The organism is Melioribacteraceae bacterium (assembly GCA_035362835.1).
In the GTDB taxonomy this organism is placed as follows: Bacteria; Bacteroidota; Ignavibacteria; order Ignavibacteriales; family Melioribacteraceae; genus DSXH01.
The window spans coordinates 1-23,811 of record DAOSDY010000007.1; the positions used below are offsets into that span (position 1 = coordinate 1).

At 33.7% G+C, this 23,811-nt stretch carries 17 protein-coding genes; 7 read left to right on the top strand and 10 right to left on the bottom strand.

The annotated features are described in order from the left end of the window. Positions 1-203 precede the first annotated feature (203 nt). The 10 genes from PLZ15_15065 to PLZ15_15110 all read right to left on the bottom strand — a co-directional run bounded on the left by PLZ15_15065 (position 204) and on the right by PLZ15_15110 (position 16,865). Positions 204-2,432 (bottom strand): T9SS type A sorting domain-containing protein, encoded by a 2,229-nt coding sequence (locus PLZ15_15065; protein HOI31064.1) that lies wholly within the window; start codon positions 2,430-2,432, stop codon positions 204-206. A 279-nt stretch (positions 2,433-2,711) separates the two neighbouring features. Next, positions 2,712-3,485, bottom strand: a complete 774-nt coding sequence (locus PLZ15_15070; protein HOI31065.1) for an MBL fold metallo-hydrolase — start codon at positions 3,483-3,485, stop codon at positions 2,712-2,714. 265 nt (positions 3,486-3,750) lie between these two features. Continuing rightward, the gene (locus PLZ15_15075) at positions 3,751-5,670 is read right to left on the bottom strand and encodes a YCF48-related protein (protein ID HOI31066.1); all 1,920 of its coding nucleotides are present in this window, start codon (positions 5,668-5,670) and stop codon (positions 3,751-3,753) included. Between the two features lie 253 nt (positions 5,671-5,923). Beyond that, entirely contained in the window at positions 5,924-7,270 is a 1,347-nt protein-coding gene (locus PLZ15_15080) for a HEPN domain-containing protein (protein HOI31067.1), read from the bottom strand. 204 nt (positions 7,271-7,474) lie between these two features. Further along, positions 7,475-8,218 carry a nucleotide-binding protein gene (locus PLZ15_15085; GenBank protein ID HOI31068.1) on the bottom strand — a complete coding sequence of 248 codons (744 nt, stop codon included), beginning with the start codon at positions 8,216-8,218 and terminating at the stop codon, positions 7,475-7,477. Positions 8,219-8,421: 203 nt separating this feature from the next. Then, complete coding sequence (locus tag PLZ15_15090; protein ID HOI31069.1) at positions 8,422-9,195, bottom strand: Cthe_2314 family HEPN domain-containing protein; 774 nt, start codon at positions 9,193-9,195, stop codon at positions 8,422-8,424. A gap of 254 nt (positions 9,196-9,449) precedes the next feature. Then, on the bottom strand, positions 9,450-9,701 hold the full coding sequence (locus tag PLZ15_15095; protein HOI31070.1) for a hypothetical protein: 252 nt from the start codon (positions 9,699-9,701) through the stop codon (positions 9,450-9,452). Positions 9,702-9,704: 3 nt separating this feature from the next. Beyond that, positions 9,705-10,151, bottom strand: a complete 447-nt coding sequence (locus PLZ15_15100; GenBank protein HOI31071.1) for an NUDIX hydrolase — start codon at positions 10,149-10,151, stop codon at positions 9,705-9,707. Between the two features lie 50 nt (positions 10,152-10,201). Continuing rightward, positions 10,202-16,003: a CHAP domain-containing protein gene (locus PLZ15_15105; GenBank protein HOI31072.1), complete on the bottom strand. Its 5,802-nt coding sequence runs from the start codon at positions 16,001-16,003 to the stop codon at positions 10,202-10,204. A gap of 547 nt (positions 16,004-16,550) precedes the next feature. Further along, positions 16,551-16,865, bottom strand: a complete 315-nt coding sequence (locus PLZ15_15110) for a hypothetical protein (GenBank protein HOI31073.1) — start codon at positions 16,863-16,865, stop codon at positions 16,551-16,553. Between the two features lie 404 nt (positions 16,866-17,269). On the opposite strand from PLZ15_15110, the gene PLZ15_15115 reads away from it, so the two are divergent. The 7 genes from PLZ15_15115 (at position 17,270) to PLZ15_15145 (ending at position 23,810) form a co-directional block, all read left to right on the top strand. Beyond that, positions 17,270-17,860, top strand: coding sequence for a TetR/AcrR family transcriptional regulator (locus tag PLZ15_15115; protein HOI31074.1), 591 nt, complete (start codon positions 17,270-17,272; stop codon positions 17,858-17,860). Positions 17,861-17,933: 73 nt separating this feature from the next. After that, complete coding sequence (locus PLZ15_15120) at positions 17,934-18,533, top strand: TetR/AcrR family transcriptional regulator (protein ID HOI31075.1); 600 nt, start codon at positions 17,934-17,936, stop codon at positions 18,531-18,533. Then, positions 18,520-19,485: an efflux RND transporter periplasmic adaptor subunit gene (locus tag PLZ15_15125; GenBank protein HOI31076.1), complete on the top strand. Its 966-nt coding sequence runs from the start codon at positions 18,520-18,522 to the stop codon at positions 19,483-19,485. Before PLZ15_15120 ends, PLZ15_15125 begins: the two co-directional genes overlap by 14 nt. 14 nt (positions 19,486-19,499) lie before the next feature. Then, positions 19,500-20,408: an ABC transporter ATP-binding protein gene (locus PLZ15_15130; protein HOI31077.1), complete on the top strand. Its 909-nt coding sequence runs from the start codon at positions 19,500-19,502 to the stop codon at positions 20,406-20,408. A 27-nt stretch (positions 20,409-20,435) separates the two neighbouring features. Then, positions 20,436-21,749 (top strand): TolC family protein, encoded by a 1,314-nt coding sequence (locus PLZ15_15135; protein ID HOI31078.1) that lies wholly within the window; start codon positions 20,436-20,438, stop codon positions 21,747-21,749. Then, complete coding sequence (locus PLZ15_15140) at positions 21,749-22,690, top strand: ABC transporter ATP-binding protein (GenBank protein ID HOI31079.1); 942 nt, start codon at positions 21,749-21,751, stop codon at positions 22,688-22,690. The genes PLZ15_15135 and PLZ15_15140 overlap by 1 nt, the downstream gene beginning before the upstream one ends. Then, a complete protein-coding gene (locus tag PLZ15_15145) occupies positions 22,680-23,810 on the top strand; it encodes an ABC transporter permease (protein ID HOI31080.1) in 1,131 nt (376 codons plus the stop codon). Before PLZ15_15140 ends, PLZ15_15145 begins: the two co-directional genes overlap by 11 nt. Position 23,811: the final 1 nt, after the last annotated feature.

Here is a 23,811-nt window from a genome sequence, read left to right on the forward strand (position 1 = left end):
CCCATTATTTGCGATATATAATTTTTTAGTTTTATGACAAATAGAATGATTAACTACAAATGGAAAGTATGTTAAGCAAATAATGTGGTGTTATGTAAAGCCAGTATAAACTGATTTACTGCTGGCGTGCTTTTGCGGCGGGAACACTTTAGAGTAATAAAATAATTAAGATGGGCGATTCAAAGAACCGCCCAGTTATAAATTTACTTTAGTAAAATAAGTTTTTTTGTTTCTACGAATTGCCCTGCTCTCATTTGATAATAATATACACCGCTAGAAAGATTACTTCCATCAAAATTAACTTTATAATTACCAGGTTGTTTTTCTTCATTTACCAGTGTGGAAATTTCTCGGCCAAGGATGTCGTAAACCATTAAAGAGATAAATTGAGATTCAGGAATTGAAAAAGATATTGTTGTTGTTGGATTAAACGGATTTGGGTAATTCTGAGATAATTTATATTTATCTGGTATTTCAGAATCATTTAATAATTCTGTCGGGTCATAGTAACTAAAGCGAAGTAATCTTGAAGAAAATTTATACTCGCCAATCCATAATTGATTTTTATATGCACACATAGCAGCGGGCATAAACAGTCTATTTTTCCCAATTGATGGACCGATTTTATTTAAAGATTCTTGCCCAAGGATGATAACTTTATCAGGGTCACCCGCATCTTCGATATTCTTCCAAAGGTAAACCGCATGACTACCATTACTAACAATTGCCAAACTTCCGTTATTAGTAACTGCTGACATGGGCATATTGAGTGGAAACTTAAAAAAATCGGGTCCGAAAATAGGCAAGACTTGTTTATAAGGATCCAAATTACCATTAACAATATCACTAACCTTGAAAATAAAAACACCTCCATATGTTGTAGCACAAAAATATTCGCCATCGCTATTGAGCTGTTGCAATGCATCGGAAGGTAATTTAATATTGACATAATAATTTTCATCTCCTGTAGTAGGGATATTTCTCCATATATATATATTACCATCACTTTGGCCTAAATAAAAGAAAATAGAATCCAGAGCAATTCCCATTAAATCTTTGAATTGGACATTACCGATTTTATCAAAGAAAATTTTTGAAGGTAACTCTCCATTAACGGGAAGAGAATTCCAAATTCCAACAGAACTAAGGTTACCACGAAAACCGGCTGCGACTAGTTTATTATTATAGATTGCATTATCATTTAGTCCGAGGTTAGTTGATTCGAGATCGATTTTGATATCTGGAGCCTGACCAGATGACGGGTTAATAGTTTTCCAGAGCCATAAACAATTTCTGAAACCAGAAGTAGCCAAAAGAATTTGACCGTTGGTTGCTGGGACAGGGGCTTCCAAGAAATTAATAGAGTTTAGCGAATTATATTTAATATCATGGCTGCCGAGTGCGAAATCAGGTGTTTGGTTTATGCTCGTTGGTATTGATTTATATACGTGTGTGTTAGTCCCATTATAATTATTAGCAAAGAGATATTCCCCGGCAGCAACAGCATCTGGACCATCCCCGTTTTCATAGTTCGGATGATTTAAGGTTATATCCGGATTATGATTAGAATTAGTTGGTATAGTATTCCAAATGTGTACAGAAGAAAACCCGCTTGCAACTAGTTTACCATCCTCGGTCTTATTTCCTTTAATCCACGCGGGAAAAGTCCAATCAAAACGTTGATCTTTTGTTGTAGGAAAAGTATTCCAAAAAAAGGTGATTGGTTGGGTTAGCCCATTGATTGTACCGTTATGATCTCCAACAAAAAAAAATGTTGAGCCATCAGTTGAAATATTTCTTGGAGTCCCAAATTCTGGGAGATGAATTGAATAATCATACACTTGATTATCGGAAGCAGGAATTGAATTCCAAAAATATATATATCCACCTCTAGTAGCTGTGGATACTAATCTATTTCCGTCTGTCCATACACCCCAAGGCCATTCAGTAACACCATGCTCCATTTCAGGAAATTCCTTGTATGAAATAGAAATATCCGCAGGTTGCGCATTATTTGTTGGAAATGTTTTCCAGATTAATATTCGATGATTGTTAGCATCTGCAACACCAATAGTTCCATTTGGGGACAAAGATACATTAACAGGCCAATTAAATTCGCTTTTCGACATTCCCGGATTATTAGAATAAAAATCTGGTTGACCCAGGACAAGATCAGGATTGTCATCCCATTTTTCAGGTAGAGTATTCCAGATAAGAACACGATTATTAAAAGTATCGCTTAATATAAATCTTGTTCCGTCAGATGATAATCCCATTGGATGGTTAAACATTAGAGGACCACCGGTATTATTGAAATCAACACCAGATAACATTAAATCAGCATCCTGTCCAGTAGTAAACCAATTGCTTTGAGAAATTATTTGAGTTGTTATTACGAAAAAAATAATAATGGAAAGAATAAATGGTTTCATAATATCGCCCTATCTTATTTTTAGATATAATTTTAGAAATAAAGGAAACAATAGATATCTATCAAGCAAAAAAAATATTTTCTTGAATAAAGCCCATTGTTATAAGAGGGGCGATGAAAACGAGTTATGTAAAACTAATTTTCCATAATTAAAAAATCAAACAATAAAAAAGGATTAGAGCTGTATAATTTTGGTCAACCGCTGGCGTGCTTTTGCGGTGGAGTACATTATGTTATTATCGACTGACTTTTTACTTATTAACGTGGTTATAGTGTTCTTTTATTTAATATCCCATTTACCGCCATCAACTGTAATATATTTATTTTCTTTTTTTTCTGAACCTATAGTTGTGATTTGGCCATGTCCGGGGTAAACCGTGGTTGAATCCGGAAATAATTTGTACAATTTTCTCACAGATAATATTTGATCTGATCTAGACGCTTTATAAAAATCGGTATTACCAACAGTCCTATAAAATAAAACATCACCGGCAAATAAGACATTTTCGCAAGAAAAACAGATGCTTCCGGCAGAATGACCGGGAGTAAGTAATGTTCTGATTATAAGATTGCCTAAAGAAAATTCTTCATTATCATTCAAGTATATATCTGGATTTATAGAAGCAAGGTCAAAGTTCATCATCCTGGCTAAAGCACTATCTTGCATAACTTTTGCAAATCTAGCAGGATCACTCTCTTTAGAAAATCGATAATAATTCTGCATGGCAATAAATTCTTCTTTATTAAGACAAACTTTAGCATTTGGGAATTTTTCTTTTAGAGCGGGCAATCCTTCAACATGATCCCAGTGCGCATGAGTAAGAAATATATATCTGAGATTTAGATTGTTTATGGAGATATAAGTTGTTAAACTATCCAGATTTCCGGCAACATCAATAATAGCAGCTTCTCTAGTTGACAAATCATACAACAAATAACAGTTTGTTTTTATAGGTCCTTGAATTTGAGAAATGACCTTAGATTTACCTTGTCCAAGTATTGCTAATTGTAAAAAGCAGACTATAAATAAAAAGTAAAAGAGAATCCTTTTCATAAAATCATCCTTTTATTTACACAGTATAATTGTGTTGCCGCTAACCTTCAGCTCGTTAGAGTCCGTCAGAATCTAACGGAGTCTGACGACCCAGAACAGCATTGCTAATTAACCGCAACTACTTTTATTTATAAAAATATTTCTTAGAACAACCTACTTTAATAAGTAACTTATTTTTGTAAACAATACTTTATAATTACTAAAATGCCGCAATGAAAACGCTGTCCGTGTTGCGCGGAGTGTTATGTCTCAAAAATATCAAATGCTATTTTAAAAGTATGGATTTAATCGTATGAGAATGTGAATTCGAAAGAAACCTAATAAAATAAATACCACTACTAATTTTTGAACCGTCAAATAATACTTCATATTCACCCGGATATTTTACCTCATCAATAAGAGTGATGATCTCCCGACCTAGAATATCAAATATTTTAATTTGTACTTGCTCTGATTTTGGTATAGTAAATTTTATTTTTGTGACAGGGTTAAATGGATTCGGATAATTTTGTAATAATGAATAGTTTAAAGGTACCTCATCTTTTACTGTAACTAAAAATGAATTATTATTAAGTAATACCCCATCACTTCCAACAATAAACATGGAATTAGAATTATTTATACGACAAGCAAGAAGATTATTTGAGACACCAGAGTTTTGTATTAGCCATGTTTTCCCAAAATCAGTTGAAACTAACACTACTCCATTTTCTCCAATTATCAATCCATAATTGTCTTTGAAAACCAATTGGTTTAGTAATAATAAGGGACTTCTAGAATCCAGTACCCAATTTTTACCGCCATCTATAGTAAACAGAAAACTATTCTGGCCTATGATCCATCCTTCATTTTTATTTCTAAAATAAACATCCCTAAACCAATTTTTGGTTTTACTATCATGGATTGTCCAATTAATACCTCCGTTATTTGTTGAAAATAATTTCCCATTATATCCAACTGCCCAACCATTATTATTATCAATAAAGAAGACATTACTTATATCAATCAATTCTGGTACATCTATATACTGCCAGGTATTTCCACCATTTAAAGATTTAAGTACTTTCCCATTTTTTAGAATAACCAAACTATTTTTATCAAATATTTTGATTGCATTAAAATAATCGATTCCCCATTCTTGCAATAAAGTATTCCAAGAAAGCCCACCATTTGTCGAATTGATTACAGAAAATTCAGATAGTGCCCAGATATTCAAGGAATCAAGAATTATAATTTTTTTTACGCTGCCCCATATACCGGGATTTGTCTTTTGCCAACTAAGACCGGAATTAGTTGTTCTATAAATCTGAGAGTTGGCTCCTATAAATCCAAATTTATCATTAAAAAATGTAATTGAACTTAAATTCCCTTCAAGAGTACTTTTATTATTTTCCCAACAAATGGGTGATTTATTGATTGAGTAAGTAACAAATCTGTCTATACCCCATCTTATTCCACTTCCAATTGGGCGCCAAAGATACCAGTGAATATTTTTATCCCATGTATCATATATTCCATACATTTTAGTTATATCATCGTATCCAATACCAGTAACAAAATGATCCTCACCACCATTTCCATTAGTGTCAACAAATAGAATTACTGGTCTATTTTGGTCAATTTCATTTTTATAAAGATCAAATGAATTATCGCACCATGTATATACATCATTTGATATAATGAAATAGTCAGAATTATTTTTATATACACTCGATAAATGTTTTTTGAATGCTGTTAAAATAAGAGCACAATAACTTTCACCATATGTTAATCCATAACTACTACGAGAAGTAAGCATATAATCGGCCAAACAATTATCATCGTGTGCACCACCTAAAGTAGATTTATCAGGTATAATGTTACCATAACTGTCCAAGGGCAATGAGTAATCTTGATAGTGCATTTCATTTGCAATAAATGAATTAACAATATCATTCTGAAAATTTGCATTCCCATAAATAAGTTCGGAAAAACCATAATTATCGTAATAACCAATTACCATACCTAAAGCCGTAGGACCACAACCATGTCTCCAAGTATATGCAGGTACACCGGTTATAATTTTTTGAGTGAGGGTTTGTTCTGTAATACCTTGAGATATGTTATTTGATCTAGTAGGTCCACTTGTATTGTGTTGGGCTAAAATCTTTACTTGCAAAAGAAGAGATAAGAATATCAAATACAATATTTTTTTATTAAAAGACGTATTTATTCCTCACTTTACAATGTAATATTTGAATCTCAGCAACATAACGTCATGTTATCCCGACAATCGGGAAAAGTTATTAAAGATCAATAACAGGCGTCCTGAGTTCTATTTTATGAACATGTTCTATTGACTACATACAAAAAGCAAATCACTATTACAAAGCTACTTTATAATTAAACAAATGCCGCACTGAAAACGCGGTCAGGTGGAAAAGCTGGTTATACACATTTTATGTTAAAATAAGTTCTTCTATATATTCTAAGAAAGCAGCTTGTGAATCAAATTTATTTATCGAATTCGTTAAATTCACAATGGATTGCCAAACCAAATGCTGAAGTTTTTGAAGGACTTCCAAATCATCAGATTTTTTTCCGTGATGGATGTATGAACTCCTCAACTTATAAGCTCTTTTAATTAATTCAATAACAGCCTTCCTATCAGTAATATTATTTCTTGTTAAAAATGACAATCTCAATCCAATAGTGTTTTGAATTGGTTCAGAAGTATCTTTTAATAACAGAGTTTCTAAAGAGACAAGCGAATAAACTAGCTTATCTTGAAAATTCTTTGATTCAATAGCGTGACTAAAAAGAAATGCTGAGTTTAATAAATGGTCTTCAAAATCTGAGAGGTCAGATTTATTAATAATATCGAAAATTTTAATAAAACCAGTTTTTTCATAATCAGCAAGTAATTTCAATGTAAATGGGAAATAATAATCTATGCTTTTATCTCTGAAAGTATTTATTGTCGGATGCTTTCCATCAAAAATAAAAGAATGGTTATGAGGAATTAAGGTGTGCCCCATTCTATTAAAATAAGAATCTACTGTGGGAAGAAATGTTGTTGGAGAAAAACAACGAATAAGTTTTATTTGTTTATCAACTTCATCAATAATTAATTCAACCGCTCTTTCTTTCTCTGCGGTTATTGTTTTTGATGCAAACACTACCCCTTGATAATCTTTGCGCAAACCTTCATATTCTTTCTCAGTTATTTTATCTTCCTTGCTTTCATTTAACTTGGATAATAAATCATCAAAATATTTTTTATCATAGAACTCATATGTGAGATTACCAAGTTTGAAGCTAGCTTCAATTGATAAGTATGAAATTGGGATAGAGATTTTTGTTTCTTTAACCACATTTTCAGCTTTCTCAAACAAATATTTGGTGAAACTTACCGATGAATCAACTTCACCTTTATATTTACATTCAAACCAATCAAACGAACAGTGCTCTAAAAATTTTCTGCTAAGAAAATTATTTATCTCTTTTTTATGATATAAGTTTTCTAAGAAATCTATTAATTGAGAATAATCATCGCCATCGAGACCAACTGAGCTACCTTTGTAATTAAAATATCTAGATAGACGATTGCCAAAACCATCGACAAATCCGCTGATACTATGTTTTAAAACCTTTTCTTCAGGTAAATTTTGATAATACTCTGCCGAGCGTGAGGATGAATCCTTTGGCTTTTGTTGGTCGGAAAATTTATAAGGCTTTAACAAAAGCAATAATTCATTTGCTTGGGCATCAAAAGATTCAATGGCTTTTGGATGTATTTCAATCATTTCTATAATGTGTATAACGGCGTTGTTTTTAAGCCGCCACCCAACACAGCAATACAGCTTTGAAAATCAATGCCAATAATTTATTAATAACTTTGTTTACTTAACTAAATTCATAAGACAACTAACTTTTGCAACGAGACTTAAGAACAAAACAAATGACGCTTTGAAAATCGGCGTCCGGCTGAGTTGCTTGTTATATGGCATTTATTTAAAATATACTTTTAACTCCCTAGATAAAGAACCAAATACTGCATCAACTACATTTTTGGGAAATGGTATGTAAACTAATCCATGTATGTTGCTAGGTATATTAGTTCCTTCTTCATAAAGAAGACATACTTTTTCAAGTCCATACTTCCCTTGGAAAAAACCAATCTCATGCATAACATTTTCTCGTGCTCTAACTTCACCTTCCGAAATTATATCGTCTCCAGTCATTACAACGACACTATATGAACATTTCTCAGATTCTTCATTTAGTTTTTGCAAAACAGTTCTACCTTTATTGGGCTCTTGTGCAAGTTCTAGAGTATCAATCAATAAATCTTTTTCAATATAATTCTGAATTTGCATCCAATCTTTACTCGACCCATGACTGATAAATATTCTTCCCGGTCTCCTAATTTCTTTTGATTCATTTACCGATAACTGAGCATTTAACTCGAAGATATAATCCATATCCCTTTTTATAGTTTCTAAAAAATCTCTACCTATAGAACCACCTTCCGTTGGCTCAGGGACAACTCTTTCAGGCACATCGGAATAAAGTGATGGAAATAATTCTTTGAGTTGTGTTAGTAATTTAGAAAAGTCATTAAATACTTCTCTAACTTGGCTTGGGTTAAAATTCAAAACTAATCTATCACGATTTCCTTGTGGACTTAATAGAGATTGAAGAGTTTTATAAGTTCCAGCTAATTTTGCAAAAACAATAGATTTGTTTTCCATAATTTATCCTAAAATATATTGTCCATATAACATATATTTATTCTGGAAGCGGATATCATGTTCTAAGAAATATAATCCGTGTACTTAATTAATACAATAACGACAAATATCTTTTACTAAGTTATATTTCAGAACAACTTTTATTGCTCGCTTATATTTATTTACCACTTGACTAAATCCTTTTTTAAGCGGTTAGCTGTATTCTACGAAAATTCATTTATTTTATTATCATATATTTTTTCATACTTACTAAAAAGACTATTCATTTCTGAAAATATTTTATCATTAAATACAGTGAATTCTTCAAATTTCTCATTGGTGATTTCAGACGCTATCGCTTTAACCTCCATTGGAATATATTTTTTTGCTTCTACGTCTTCATCAGGGATGTTTATCCCATCTAAGAACAAGCAATAGAATTCAAGATCGCGAATTTTTTGGTCTTGGTAACCTTCTTGATGAATAATTTGATTCCTTTTAGCTCCCAAATAGTCACGGATAATTTTATTTATTTTCTTTAAATCGGTATCTAGCTTAGCTTGTTTTACAAAAATGTTTTCAATAATAATTTTATGAGTTACATTCTCTGGAGAATTACCAAGGAAGAATAAAGCATTTGTAATATTCAACAATCTGTCATACATACTCTGAACACGGATATAATAATTTTCAATGTGATAAATAAGCAAATCATAACTTGTGATCTTATACTTATTTAATGTAGAATGAGGCGACTTAGCACGGAGAAAATAAACATTATTTACTAGTTGCTGACACCAAGAGAATAATTGCGAAATATGAAAACCAACATCTAGTTTGTAATATTCTAATTTATTTGGTAACCGCTTAGGTGCATCATCTATTTTAATATGGTTTTCATATAATTCATTTTTTATCTCAATTGAGTCCTTTAATATTCTTTTAGAAAAAGGATGGTCAATCAATTTTTTAAGAGTATTTGGAGTGTTTGTTCTCATAATATTTATACAGCTAACATATATTTCTACTGCGAGCGGATATATTGTATTAAGAGGTGAAGTCCGCGTTTTTAAGTAAAAACTACAATTCCCTTAAGCGATATATTGCTATATATATTTAATTTTGTTTTCAAAGGAAAATCTTGAGGCAGTATAGGTATTAAGCTCATACGACTTAATCCAATATTGATTTGAGGGTAAAGAGAAATTAATAGGTTGAACTTAAATATGCAAGTAATACTTTATTAAAAATATTAATTAGTGTTGCTGGTTAAATAATATACTTTATGGTTTTGAGCGAAGAGGGAGCCTAGCTTTTTACCGTTTAAATAGATTTTTACGTAGGCCGCATTAGACATGAAATTATTCTTTCGGAAGGTAACATAACCTTCAGCGTCTGTTATCCTGATATCCTTCGTAAAATCATAATGGACCCTAACTTCTGAATCGGGGATACCGTTTCCCTGATCATCAACTATACGGAGTGAATAGTATATTCTAGGCATAATCTAATGACATTTTGTTGTTAGTTTTTCGATTGTGCTGTGAATTTCTGATTCATCGACCCAAGAATAATTGCCAATCTCCTTATTAGGAATAAATTCACCGCTTTTGTAGAAAGCTGAGATAATAAATTCCAGGGCGGAGCGGTTTGCAGAGGAGTTAACATTTATTATGCGCTGGGGGATTATATCAAAGTTAGTCTCCTCCTTTAACTCCCTTACAATTGAATCGAAAGGACTCTCTCCTTTCTTCATGAATCCGGCCGGCAAGGCTGATGGTTCGTTTCTATATCGGTGATCTAAAAGAAGGATCCTGCCCTGATCGTCCCGGATGATTCCGACAACGGTACAGAGGAAATGACGGTTAAAAATATTTTGAATAAAAAATAAAAAGGACGGATACTTAAATAACAATCTTAGTAATGGATTTATTACAAATTGATAAAAAAGCATAATATTGGATAGCAATCCATATTAAACAAATCGATTAAAGTGCCTTGATATTATTTTAAGAGCAACATTTTCTTTACAACAACGTTTTCGTTGGTGCGCATAACGCAGAAATAGACCCCGCTTGAATATTCGATACCATTAAAGTAAACTTGATATGATCCCGGGGATTTTTCTTGATCAAGTAAAGTGACTAATTCACGTCCGAGGGAATCGTAAATCTTAATGCTTACTAAACCAAACACGGGGATCTGAAATCTTATAGTTGTTACAGGATTAAAAGGATTTGGAAAATTTTGATAAAGTTTATAATCAGTTATAAAGACCTCTTCTTTTTTATCAGTTAATATTTGAAATAAGGCGATAAGGTTTCTGTCGTTACTAACCGGGAAGGTGAAACTATTAGCAGTAGAAATTAAGTTTTGATTTTCAATCCATGCAAGAAAATCCCAACCACTATTGGGGATAGCGGATATAGAAACCATTGATCCCGCTGAATAATTTCCCGAACCAGTTACAGAACCAGCTTCAGGAGGATTAGCAGAAGCTAAAACTGTAAAAGTTGAGCGAGGCAAAGGATCAAAATGAGCGACAAGGTTAAGATCACGAGTTAGGTTAAAGGAGAATTCTGGATCTGTTGAAAGAACATTGTTATTATCCTGCCAGTTTTTAAACTTATAATTTTCATTTGATATAGCATGAACATTGACAAGAGAATTAGCTGAATAGGCACCGTTGCCAGAAGTAATACCAGCATTTAATGGGAAAGAGCTGGTAGATAGATTATAAGACTGATAAGGTCCCTGATTAATCAAAATTTCAAGAGGACTATTTGCAGCTCCTTCGGAGACAATAATGATTTTGCCTTCGCGGAAAGGGCCGGAATTCTCAGAATATTCAATATTAATGTTGCCAGAATTGACACCATTGGCATTAGTGAGTACAATCCAATCATAGGAAGTTGTAGCATACCAGATCATTTCACCAGTACCGGAATTAGAAATGTTAATGGATAATTGTCCCGATTGAAAATCGGCAGTAAATGAAGATTGTGAAATTTGTAAAACCGGGGCGCCAATTAATTTGAAATTGGCAACAATATTACGATCTCTATCAATAGTTAAATCATGGCTATCATTAATAGAAAGTACATTTTCATTTTCTGTCCAATTATCAAAAATGTACTGATTATTTGGGACAGCCAGAATATTAACATTCTGCCCCACATTAAAAGAACCACTTCCATTTGCCGCACCAGCTTGAGGTAAATTAACGGCAAGATTTACATTAAACTGCTGGGTAGCAGTAGAGAAATTAAAGATAGAGCCTTCAGTTTTACCACCTTGATTTTCAGCAATAATTCTAAAATAGTATTTAGTATTTGGCATTAAGCCATCAACAATTTCATTAAGATCAACGAGATTATTTCCAGAACTAAGGCTACGCGTTGAAGTAAAATTACCAAGAGAAAGAGTTAAGCCATACTCGAAATAATAGTTAGTAATTCTACCATTAGGATTAATTTTCCCATTAAGCTGCGCTTTATTACTAAGAATGTTAGAGGCGGCAACAGTACTTGCAGATGGCGGATTATTAATGGTAAGGGCAGTTGTAAATGTTTTATCAGCACCAATAACAGAACCACCTGCATTAGAAGCTACAATACGATAATGATAGAGTGTATTTGCAGTTAATCCTTGAATTACAGAAGATACATTAGTTGGTGAAGATTCATTACCGGTCATTTCAGTTTGAGTTTTCCATCCGTAACTTTGAGTTGGTCCATAATCAAAGTAATAAGTAGTTGCGGATCCATTAGGATTAATGGCAGCATTCAAATAGGCTTCAGTAAGTCTAATTTGAGAAGCATCAAGCGTATATACCTGAGGAGCGGGGACATTGGACGTGAGAGTTTTAAAAGTAACTTGATTACCCCAACTATTACCACCTCTACTTTGAGCGTAGATCTGGTAAGTATACGAAGTATTTGGTATAAGTCCAGTAATTTTCTGCGAAACATTAACAACCTGATTACCTGCCGGAATATCAATCCAAGTGGCCTGCTTTCCGGTACCCGAAGGAGAATAACCATATATAAAAGAATATGTAACTTTAACTTCATGCGGATGAATTGTACCATGGAATTCAACAGATTTATCAGTAATATTTGTTGGCTGCAGAGTATTGAGAGTAGGTGGTTGTAATGGTTCGGACAGAGTTTTAAATGTATAATCATTACTATAAGTAGTGCCGATAGAATTAACAGCTACTGCACGGTAATGATAAGTAGTGCCAGGACTTAGGATTTTATTTAAATATGCCTGATAATGGACTTCAGAGGTACCATATCCAATAGCATAAGGATTAGTAGAGTTACCATAGCTAGTAGTTGTACCCCATTCAAAATGGGCAGTAGTCGGGAAGCCATTTGGATTAACTTTAGCATTAAGTTGCGCGGTTTTGTCTTCAATCCCACTAGGTTCTTCATAAACTAAAATTGGAACAGCATTAGTGCTAGCAGTTTTAAAGGTCATATTCTGCCCAAAAGAAGTTCCCGCTGCATTTTGGCCAACAAGACGGTAGTTGTAAACAGTTTCTGAACTTAAGCCGGATAAATCCGCAGCAACATTAATATTAGAAGTACCTATACCTGACATTTGCTCTGCAGATCTGCTACCATAAGCAAGAGTTTTTCCATATTCAAAATAGTAGGTGGTATTATATCCGTTTGGATTAACGACACCCTTTACCTGAGCAGACGTTGCTGTAATATTTCCAGATACAGTTGTATTTACGATGGGTAATTGAGAGGAGATAATACCTTCGGTAGTAAAAGTAAAATCAACTCCTTCTGATGATCCTTCGGGATTAGTAGCTATTACTTTAAAATGATAAACAGTATTTGCATCGAGGCCAGTTATTTGATCAGAAAAATCAGAAAATGAAGTTGATGACCCAGCATTCTTAGAAGATGTTTGATTTCCATAGCTTGTAGTTTTTCCGTAGACAAAATAATAAGATGTTGATTTACCATTAGGGTTAATAGAGGCATTTAAAAGCGCAGAATTATAATTATAATTTGTTGCATTACGTGTAAAAACAATAGGTTTTTGGTTAGCAGTGTTTTGACTGGTTGAGAAAGATATTGGCGTACCAAATGTAGTACCTGATGAGTTAGTTGCAATTATTCGGTAGTAATAAGTTTTTCCTTGATTGAGATTTGTAATTACTTCATTCACGGTTAAAGAATTTGAGACTGACTGCAAATTTTTAACATTAGTTGTGCTGCCGAAATTTGTTGATTCTCCATATTGGAAATAATATGTAGTATTAAGACCATTGGCATTGACAGTTCCATTCAATTGAGCAGAAGAAGTTGTAATATTAGTTGGCTGATCAGTAACAGCAGAAGGGGGATTTTGAACGACAGGTGCCTGGATAGTAAAAATTCCACTTAGTCCGAAGACATTAGGGTCATTTTGGGATTCTATTTTAATTTGATTTTGTGTACCAGGGTAATTAGGGACTAAAAGATAAAAGGAGGAATTGGCATTAACTCCCAAAGCCAAAATAATTGGGAAAGTTACTCCCCCATTCTTAGATAATTTAACATTTACTGAATTAATGTTATTAGAAGCATTCCAATTAATAATTACCTGATTACCAACTAGCCAGTTAACAGCGGGAGCGGGGTTGATAACAGCGATTGATCCGGAGGAATTTTCGAAAAAGGCTGTTTGAGAGATAGGATTATTCATTGTAACAGAAGCGACATTTGAAGAACCTGAATAAGAGCCAGTTCCGTTGCCAATCCAAGAATTGAACTTGTACCCGGTATTGGGTACAGCTTTAATATTAATAATATCACCTTTATTAAACCATCCACTAACTGGAGTAATTATTCCATTATTATTAGGTAACATGTTCAAATAGTATTGAGTATTGAATAAAGCTGTGAAATTGGCATTATCATTTACAGATATTGTTCTAAGATTAGATGTGATATTATCCTGCCATTTATTGAAAGAATATCTTGTACCATCCACGCCGTTTTGCAAAGAATTCCAGACGATAGCATGAGAGGAGTTTTTAACAAAAGAAAAGGTATAAGGGGTTTGATAATTCTGACCATTATCAAGGTTAAACGTTAAGCCAGAAGGGATAGAATTAATAGTAACCTGAACTAATGACGGGGATTGATTAATTGAAATAGAGTTTAAGATTATTCTACTATCAAGTAGATAATCGATTGAAGGATCTATCTTACCATTGTTATTTTCATCGGACCAGAGAGCAACGATAAGATCATAAATACCTGTTGAAATTGTGTTCAAAAGATTAAAGGTTCTGGAAACTTTATTGGTTCCGATAGATAAGCTTACTTTTTTATCATTCGCAGGATCCGAAAGGAACCAGTTATTATTTGAAGAAAATCCAATACTGGCGCCAAGAATTACTGATTTGGTATATGAAGAATTGATAGAATAATTAATTAAAAATTGTTCATAAGGAAAGAGATTATTCTTAGATAAGGAAATATCATCGATTTTTATTTGATTAATACCCGTTCCACTAATAGAAATTTCTTTTGTACCGGCCCCGTTACTATTATGTACGAGTTTACCTGAATAAGCCGAAGCTGAAGCAGGATTGAAGATAACATGAATTGTTTTATTAATAATACTGCCACCGGCAGGAGACAATTGAATTTGATTTGAAAATCCTGAAGAACCATCACTTAATAATTGGAAACCGGAGGGAGCAGTGATTATTAAATTAGATACCAAATTACTAGCAGAGACAGTATAGCTTTTAATTGACGATGTTGTGTTAACAAGTTGATTATTAAAAGAGATAGAATTTGTACTAAGGATAATATTAGGTTGAGAGATATCGGATGAAGTAGTAAAGTTCCATCCTTCCCATTGAGTGGTGTAAACAGGAGTACCAATATGAACACGCCACCAATATTTAGTCCCCGGCTGAAGTTCAACCTGATAGGAGGTTGAAGATATATTTTTCTGGTTGTATGCTAAATCTGTATAGGATGAATTTTTTGAAACTTGAAGCCAGTATGTTGCACCTTTGACCGAGGACCATTTTAAAGTAATTTTTGACGAGCAGTTAGATTCACCATTATTTGGAGAAAGAGGTTGAGCATTCGGGTAAATGTAAACATCGGGTTTGTTGCCCGCAAATGGATAGGTAGGTTCAAGCCTGATTCTAGTGAAATTCCACCAGTATCCTCTTACATTTTTAAAGTCAGTAATTGCAGGACCTGAGCCGTCGATTGTTAACCAAGCGGCCCATCCACTGTAACCATTTCCAGACATTTTGTACCAAGCAAAACCTTCGTTGAATACAGCCTCAGATTCAATGGACATTATGGTGAACATTGGCATTTCATAAATAATATGGGAAGTACTTGAGTTATTTTCTCGTAACCTTGTTTTATTAGCTGCGATAACAACACTCTCGCCTTTTCTTGGAATAGCATTAGACTCAGTAAACCGATCGATAGCATCAACAAATGCTACATGTCTTTTTTCATAAACAGCGATAGAACCAGGTACTTGATTAAAGCCTGTTGCAATACCGACATTCTTTGCAATATTATCCCAAGTTTCTGCATTACCCCAAAATATACTATTACTTTCCAGAACAGTTTTTGGTATTAATCCCGTCTCTTGAATTCTTCCGTAGACGAACCAAGTACATTGTCCGACCAAAAGATCAGAATCAGTGGCATAATAGCCAGTCGTATAAGCTGAACTATTAATGTTTGCAGGAGGCCATTGTGAATATAATATTGAGGATGAAAGAGAAATAATGAGAGCAAGATACTTTAGCTTCATAAATAGCTCTGAAATACTTACAAAATATTTTGTAATATTTTCATATTAGAAATAGAAATAAAACTTTTTATTTCTATTTGTGATGCTTGAATGAGGATAAGAGAGTTTGGTTTAAGAACAAATTTAGCACCAAGCATGCCCACAAGTATTACAAATATGACCTCCGGAATGACCATCAGAATCAGTACATTTTCCACGACAAGATGACTTAGGACATCCAAAATTACATAAGTAACGTTTGTTTTTTACTATTTTCTTTTTCTTAACATCTTTTTCGGGACTTACCTTGGCCATATAAACCTCATTAAAAAGGAATATGAATTAGGAAGTTATATAAAGCATTATTTGAGAGGAGGTACATTCGTAAAAAAGATTTATAAAAAAAATAATTTACAAGGTAGTCCGCAGCCGAGGGGGTAAGTCCCCGCCACGGACATTGCATTACAGACTGTAGTTTAATGTAACTGTTTAGTTTTAAATAGTCAAGATATAATTATAAGTTTTTGATTTTATTCTACACTAAATATCCATTTAGTAAACTATTAGACTAAGATTGATGAATAGGCTGATACTCTACATGAATATGGGTTGTTTCGAGAATGACCTGGTAATCCTTGGTTAATCTACGGCGGATTTCGAGAAAGATCTCATCAATCATTTTTTTATTAGGTATGTTTTTTATTCTGATATCGAAAGCGAATCCGCAATAGTGAAGCGAGTGCTGCTGAGTATGCTTGCCGTCAGTCATAGAAGTTATAACGAAATCGACTTCAAAAGCTTTGTACACTTCTCCCGCAATTACTGCGGCAAGGATAATTTCGGGTTTGATTCCCGTTGATTTTACACCTTGTTTAAGTTCCATTAAATATCTCTCCTAAAAAATTAATAAGCTAATAGAACACGGATGACACGGATTGAACGGATTATCACGGATCAATTAAGTATTGAATCGAGATTGCCGTCTATTTCCCTGTAAGTGTAGCCGTTCTTTTCCATTACTTCTTTCAGATTGAATTTGATTTCGTATAAGAGCTTAAATCGTTTGTTTGTTATCTCGTCGAAAGATTAGAATTGGGCTGATGGAAAGTGTACTAGTTACATTAAAAACGACTAATCACAACTGATAAACGGATTATTTGTTTATAAAAGCTTGTTTTTAGTAAGAAAAGATGGAAAAATAATTTTTAAAGATTTTTCTTGACAAGTGGAAGCTCAAACGTTATATTTGTTAGTGAGTGTTAACTAACATATTTAACGGAGTAATAATTGGCGCGGATCAGTACAGAAGAGAGACAAAGACTAATAATTGACGAAGCGATCAAGATAATACACGAATTAGGCTTCTTATCATTTTCGATAAGGGAGTTATCAGCAAGAGTTGGAATAACAGAAGCAGCAATTTACAGGCATTTTTTGAACAAAGAGGATATAGTACTGGGGATCTTAAACAGGTTTCAGGAATTTGATACATTTTTATTTGAAAAGATTAGACAATATGAAAAGCCTGTTGAGAAGATTCAGAGTTTTATACAGTATCATTTTGATTTTCTGGAAAAAAAGCCTGAAATGACATCGGTAATATTTGCTGAAGATATATTTAATAATAGTAAAATATTAAAAGAGAAAATGGCATTTATCATAGAAAAGAGAAAAAAGATAATAAAAGGGATAATTGAAGAAGCCAAGCTGAGGAACGAGATAATAGAAATAGACACGAACGAAATACTTACAGTAATTTTGGGTTACATAAGATTAGTTGTACTTGAATGGCGACTGAGCGGTTTCTCCTTTTCCCTACTGCAAAGAGGTATAAAGACAATTGAGACGATTGAAAGGCTGATTTTAAGTAAAAAATAATTTTTTTTATCTATTAAGTTAGTGAGTGTTAACTAACATACATATGAAAGACAGGAATAATAAATACAGAGTCATGATAAGAGAATACTTAAGAGAAAGCATAAGGGAGAGCGGATACAGCCGGATTTCAGTAAGCGATATAGCAAAGGGACTTGGTCTTAGTAAAAAAACGATATACAGGCATTATGATAGCAAAGAGTCAATGTATGAAGATCTATTCAACTATGAGCTTGAGGCCGCATATAATAGTTTAATAATTCTGATACAAGAAAAAGGTCCAATGGCCGAAAAGGTAAACAAGTTATCTAAAATAATAGAGAAGAACTTAATCCTTTTTAACATAGGCTCTTTACAAAATATAAAGAGAGAGTATTACGGATTATGGAAGGAGATAGTTTTATTCAGAAAGAACAGGGTTTACCCTCTTATCGATTTACTTATAGATCACTCAAGAAAGAACGGATTATTAGAGGAATATCCGAATGAACTGATTATTGAATTATTCAGCACGTCTCTGAATCTGGCTATTGAAAGAAATAGCAGTTTTGAGGTCGGGCAAAAGTATAAGGAAGTATTCAACTCAATATTCGAGATACTGTTAAACGGGATATTGACAAAAAAAGGGAAAAAATTATTAGCAATTAATAAAAGGATGAAATATGAAAGCAATTAAAATCATTTTGGCGCTTGTTCTCTTAGCAACATTGTCTGCCTGCAGCAGCAACGGTGGTAATAATACGATAGAAGCTACCGGGACCATTGAGTCTACCAATGTAACCATAAGTTCTAAAAACATGGGTGAGATAGAGTCAATTTTTATTGACGAAGGAAGTGTAGTTAAGAAGGGTGATACAATTCTTGTAATAGATAACGAATCACTTCTCTATCAACTAGAGCAAGCAGAGGCAGCCGAGGATATTTCAAATGCGCAATTAAGTTTAATGCTCAAAGGTGCGCGGCAGGAAGATGTAAGACAAGCCGAGGAGGCCAAGAAGCAAGCAGAAACAAACTACCAGCTTTCGAAAGCTGACTTTGAAAGATATAAGAAGCTTTGGGAAAGTAAATCAATTACACAAAAGCAATTTGAAGAAATGACAGCCCGATATCAAATTTCAGCGGCACAACTTGCATCCGCAACAGAAAACCATGAAAAAGTAAAAAAAATATTCAGGCCAGAAGAAATAGAGCAGGCAAGAGCAAATTTAAAAAAATCCAAAGCAGTAGCAGAGCAATTAAAAAAGAGCATCAGGGATAGTTATGTGATATCACCCATTAACGGAATTGTTGTTAAGCAATTTGTAGAAATTGGTGAAACAGTTTCACCGATGTCCTCCCTAGTTAAAATATCAGATTTAACTACAGTTAACTTAGTTATTTACGTTTCTGAAGAAGAACTTGGAAAAATTAAATTAGGACAACCCGCAGAAATAACAATTGACACTTACCCTGAGAATAAATATTCCGGGAGAGTAAAATTCATTTCTCCAGAAGCTGAATTCACGCCAAAGAACATCCAGACAAAAGATGAAAGAACAAAATTAGTATTCGCAGTAAAGATAGAAATTCCAAATAATAATTTTGATTTAAAGCCAGGCATGCCAGCAGATGCAAGAGTTGGTTTATAAAGGTGATAAATAAGATGAAAACGGTAATTAATATAACTGATCTTCATAAAAGCTACACTGAGATAAAAGCGGTAAATGGAGTCAGCTACACGGTAGGTGAAGGTGAAATGTTCGGTTTGGTAGGACCTGATGGCGCCGGGAAGACAACGACAATAAGAATGCTAGTTGGGTTATTAAATCCGGACAGTGGAACTGCAGAAGTATTAGGCTATGATTTATTGACTCAAAAAAATTTAATAAAAGATGAAATAGGTTATCTCTCTCAAAAATTTTCTTTATACGGAGACCTGACAATAGATGAAAATATTGAATTCTTTGCGGAAATACACGGAGTAAAGGATTATCAGAAAAGGCGGGATGAATTACTTGAATTTACAAGGCTGACACCCTTCCGCGACAGGCTTGCCGATAAATTATCCGGAGGAATGAAACAGAAACTGGCATTGGCATGCACATTAATACACAAACCAAAAATTATATTTCTTGACGAACCGACAACAGGGGTTGACCCGGTATCGAGAAGGGATTTCTGGAAAATATTATCGAATCTCTTAAAAGAAGGGATTACGATATTTATGTCAACCCCCTACTTAGACGAGGCAGAAAGGTGCAACAGAGTGGCGCTTATGGATAAAGGCAAGATAATAAGCTGCGATACGCCAAAGAATGTTAAAGATTCCATGCATATGCAAGTAATTGAAATAGTATGCACACCGATACGAACAGCATACAAGGTAATAAAATTGAATACGGAGTTTGAAGTACAGATGTATGGCGACAGATTGAATGTAGCAGTACATAATATAGATGAAGACTATTCAATTATCGCGGAAATATTCAAGGATAATTCTATTAAAGAAATTGACCGAAGGGTAATAACTCCATCTCTAGAGAATGTATTTATCCATTTTATGAATAAATAACGTTTTAATAAAAAAGGGACAATAAAGATGAATAAAATATTATTAATAATATTAATGAGCTCGATGCTTTATGCACAAGGTAAAGTGCTATCTCTAAAAGAAAGTATTGAGCTTGGAATACAGAATAGTAAGGAATTAAAGTTATCGCACTCCAAGCTAAACACAGCGGACGCAAAGTTAGCAGAGATCAACAGTCTATTTCTGCCACAATTTAAGCTTTCGGGAAATTACACACGTTTAAGTGATAATATTCCAGCATTTGAAGTTCAGCTGCCAAATGCACCGAGTAAATTTACAATATCGGAACCAATATATGATAATTATTCATTTAGGTTAGGATTCAGTCAGCCGATATTTACCGGGATGAAACTAAGTTCGCTGAAGAGTTCAGCTCATAATAATATAAAAGCAAGCTTGTCAGAAATCTCAAAAGAAGAAAATGAAGTAGCCTTTAACATTTATAATGCTTACTGGAATTATTATAAAGCTGAAGAAATAAAAAAATTAATATCGCAATCATTAATTCAAATGGAAGAGCATCTTAGAAACGCAAAACACTTTTTTGATAACGGACTTATTTCAAAGAACGATTTACTGAAGCTAGAAGTGCAATATTCAAATACGAAACTGATGCTAATCGAAGCAGAAAAAAATCGAAATCTTGCTAAGATGATGTTCAACAAATCGATAGGAATTGAATTAACATCAGATACCAGCGTTAAAGGCGACGAGATAAATGAAATAACGATAAATGAATCAATAGAAAAGATTTTTGCCGAAGCATTAAGTGAGAGAGATGAACTGAAAACATTATCATATAAACTGGATGCAAGTAAGGATTTAATTAATGCTGCCAAATCAAACTGGTTTCCATCAATTTATTTAAACGGTAATCTAAACTACAGTAATCCAAACCCAAGATTTCAACCACCAGCGGCAGAATTCAATACAAATTGGGAGCTGGGATTAACATTAAGCTGGGATATATGGAATTGGGGATTGACATCATCGCAATCAAAGCAGGCAGAAGAAACAAAAGTACAATTAGAAGTAAATAAAGAACAGCTGATTGAAAATATACAGCAAGAAGTCTATTCAAACTATTTAGAAATGAAAAAAAACCATGAGAAGGTAATTGTAAATATAGATGCATTAAAGCAGGCTGATGAAAACTATAGAATTACTTCAGAAAAATTCAGAGTTCAAATAGCATCAACCACAGATTTAATTGATGCCGAGACATTAAAGCTTCAGGCCGAGACAAATTTGAAAACAGCCGAAGTAGAATTACAAGTATCTAAAGTAAAGCTGGATAAATCATTAGGAAGAAGGATATTCTGATGGAAGCAATAGAAGTTAACAACCTTACGAAGAGATTCGGAAAGTTCACCGCCGTTGACAATGTATCCTTTAGTGTAAGACAAGGAGAAATATTCGGTTTTCTAGGGGCCAACGGTGCGGGAAAATCGACAACGATTCGGATGTTAATAGGGATTTTGGAACCGACGAGCGGTGATGCATTAGTAGGCGGCTACAGTATAAAAAATGAGCCTGACATGGTAAAAAAGAATATAGGATATATGTCTCAAAAGTTTTCTCTATACAATGATTTGACGGTAGCAGAGAATATACGATTCTTTGCAGGAGTGTACGGATTAAGCGGAAAAAAATACGAAGAAAGGAAAAGTTGGGTTTTGAAAGTAGCCAACCTAGAGAATATGGAAAATGTAATAACTGGTTCTTTACCCGGCGGTATAAAGCAGCGACTAGCATTAGGCACAGCAGTAATACACGAGCCAAAGATAGTATTTCTGGATGAGCCGACAAGCGGAGTTGATCCAATATCAAGGAGGAGTTTCTGGGATTTGATAAACGATTTATCCGGAGCCGGAACAACAATATTAGTAACAACGCATTATTTAGACGAAGCTGAATTCTGCAACGATATAATTTTAATAAATGCAGGGAAATTAATTGCACAAGGAAATGCCAAAGAATTGAAAACGAATTACATCAAAAATCCAATTCTGGAAATAGAAAGCGAGCGTGTAGTAGACAGCTTAGAAATCCTTGAGAAACAAGATTGGGTTGGTGAAACTTCGATATTCGGGAATTACATACATGTTATACTTAAAGAAAGGGATTTTACAGAAAATCAGGTTATAGACTTGTTATGGAATGGATACGGAATAAAAACAAAAAGAGTTGAGAAGATAATTCCGACACTTGAAGATGTATTTATTCATCTCATAGAAAAGGACAGCAAAAGATATGTTCAATAGAATTTATGCCATAGCAAAAAAAGAATCGCGGCAATTGCGGCGGGATACAAGAATGCTCTTTATTGTATTCTTCTTCCCTGTTGTTCTGCTAGCAATATTCGGATATGCAATAAATTTTGATGTTAAGCATATTCAAATAGCGGTTTATGACCAGGACAGATCAGATTATTCAAGGGATTTCATCAGCGGATTAATCAGTTCAGAATACTTTGATTTGATTGTTAATATAGAGAGTGATGATAAAATAAAAGAGCTACTAAATAAGAAGATTGTACAAGCCGTAGTAGTAATTCCGGCAGATTTATCAGAGAAAATCCTTACCAAGAGAGAAGCCAAAATTCAATTTTTAGTAGACGGTGTAGACGGTAATTCGGCGAATGTAATTCAAAATTATGTAAACGCCGCGACTTATAGTTATTCACTTGAATTGACAAAGGAGTATTTGGCAGTAACAGGTAAAAGGATGTATGTACCGATAGATCTGCAGCCAAGGTTTTGGTTCAATCCAGATTTACAATCGACCCGATTCCTAATACCGGGATTAATGGGAATGATTTTGATAATAACCGCGGTAATATCGATTTCACTTTCAATAGTACGGGAAAAAGAGAGAGGGACAATTGAGCAGATAAATGTCTCTCCCCTATCATCGCTTGAGTTCATAGTTGGAAAAACAATACCATATGTAGCAATATCATTAATAAATGCATCAATAGTTTTATCAGCAGGCTATATTCTTTTTGGAATTGCTATAAAGGGGAGCATATTATTATTACTATTAGGAACGTTTACATTTTTATTTGCAGCACTAAGTTTAGGAATATTCATTTCGACGATTGCAGATTCACAGCAAGTCGCATTTCAAGCAGCAAACGTTACATCACTATTACCATCGTTAATATTATCCGGCTTTATATTCCCGATTGAGAGTATGCCCGCAGCAATTCAATTACTGACAAATATAACACCGGCAAAATTTTATATAGTGATTTTACGAGCAATTCTCCTCCGCGGGGCAGGTATAAGTGCATTCTGGGATCAATTGATTTATCTCGGAATTTTCGGGACAGTATTTATTGTTTTAGCGACACTAGCAGATAAAAAATCAAAAAATAAGTGAG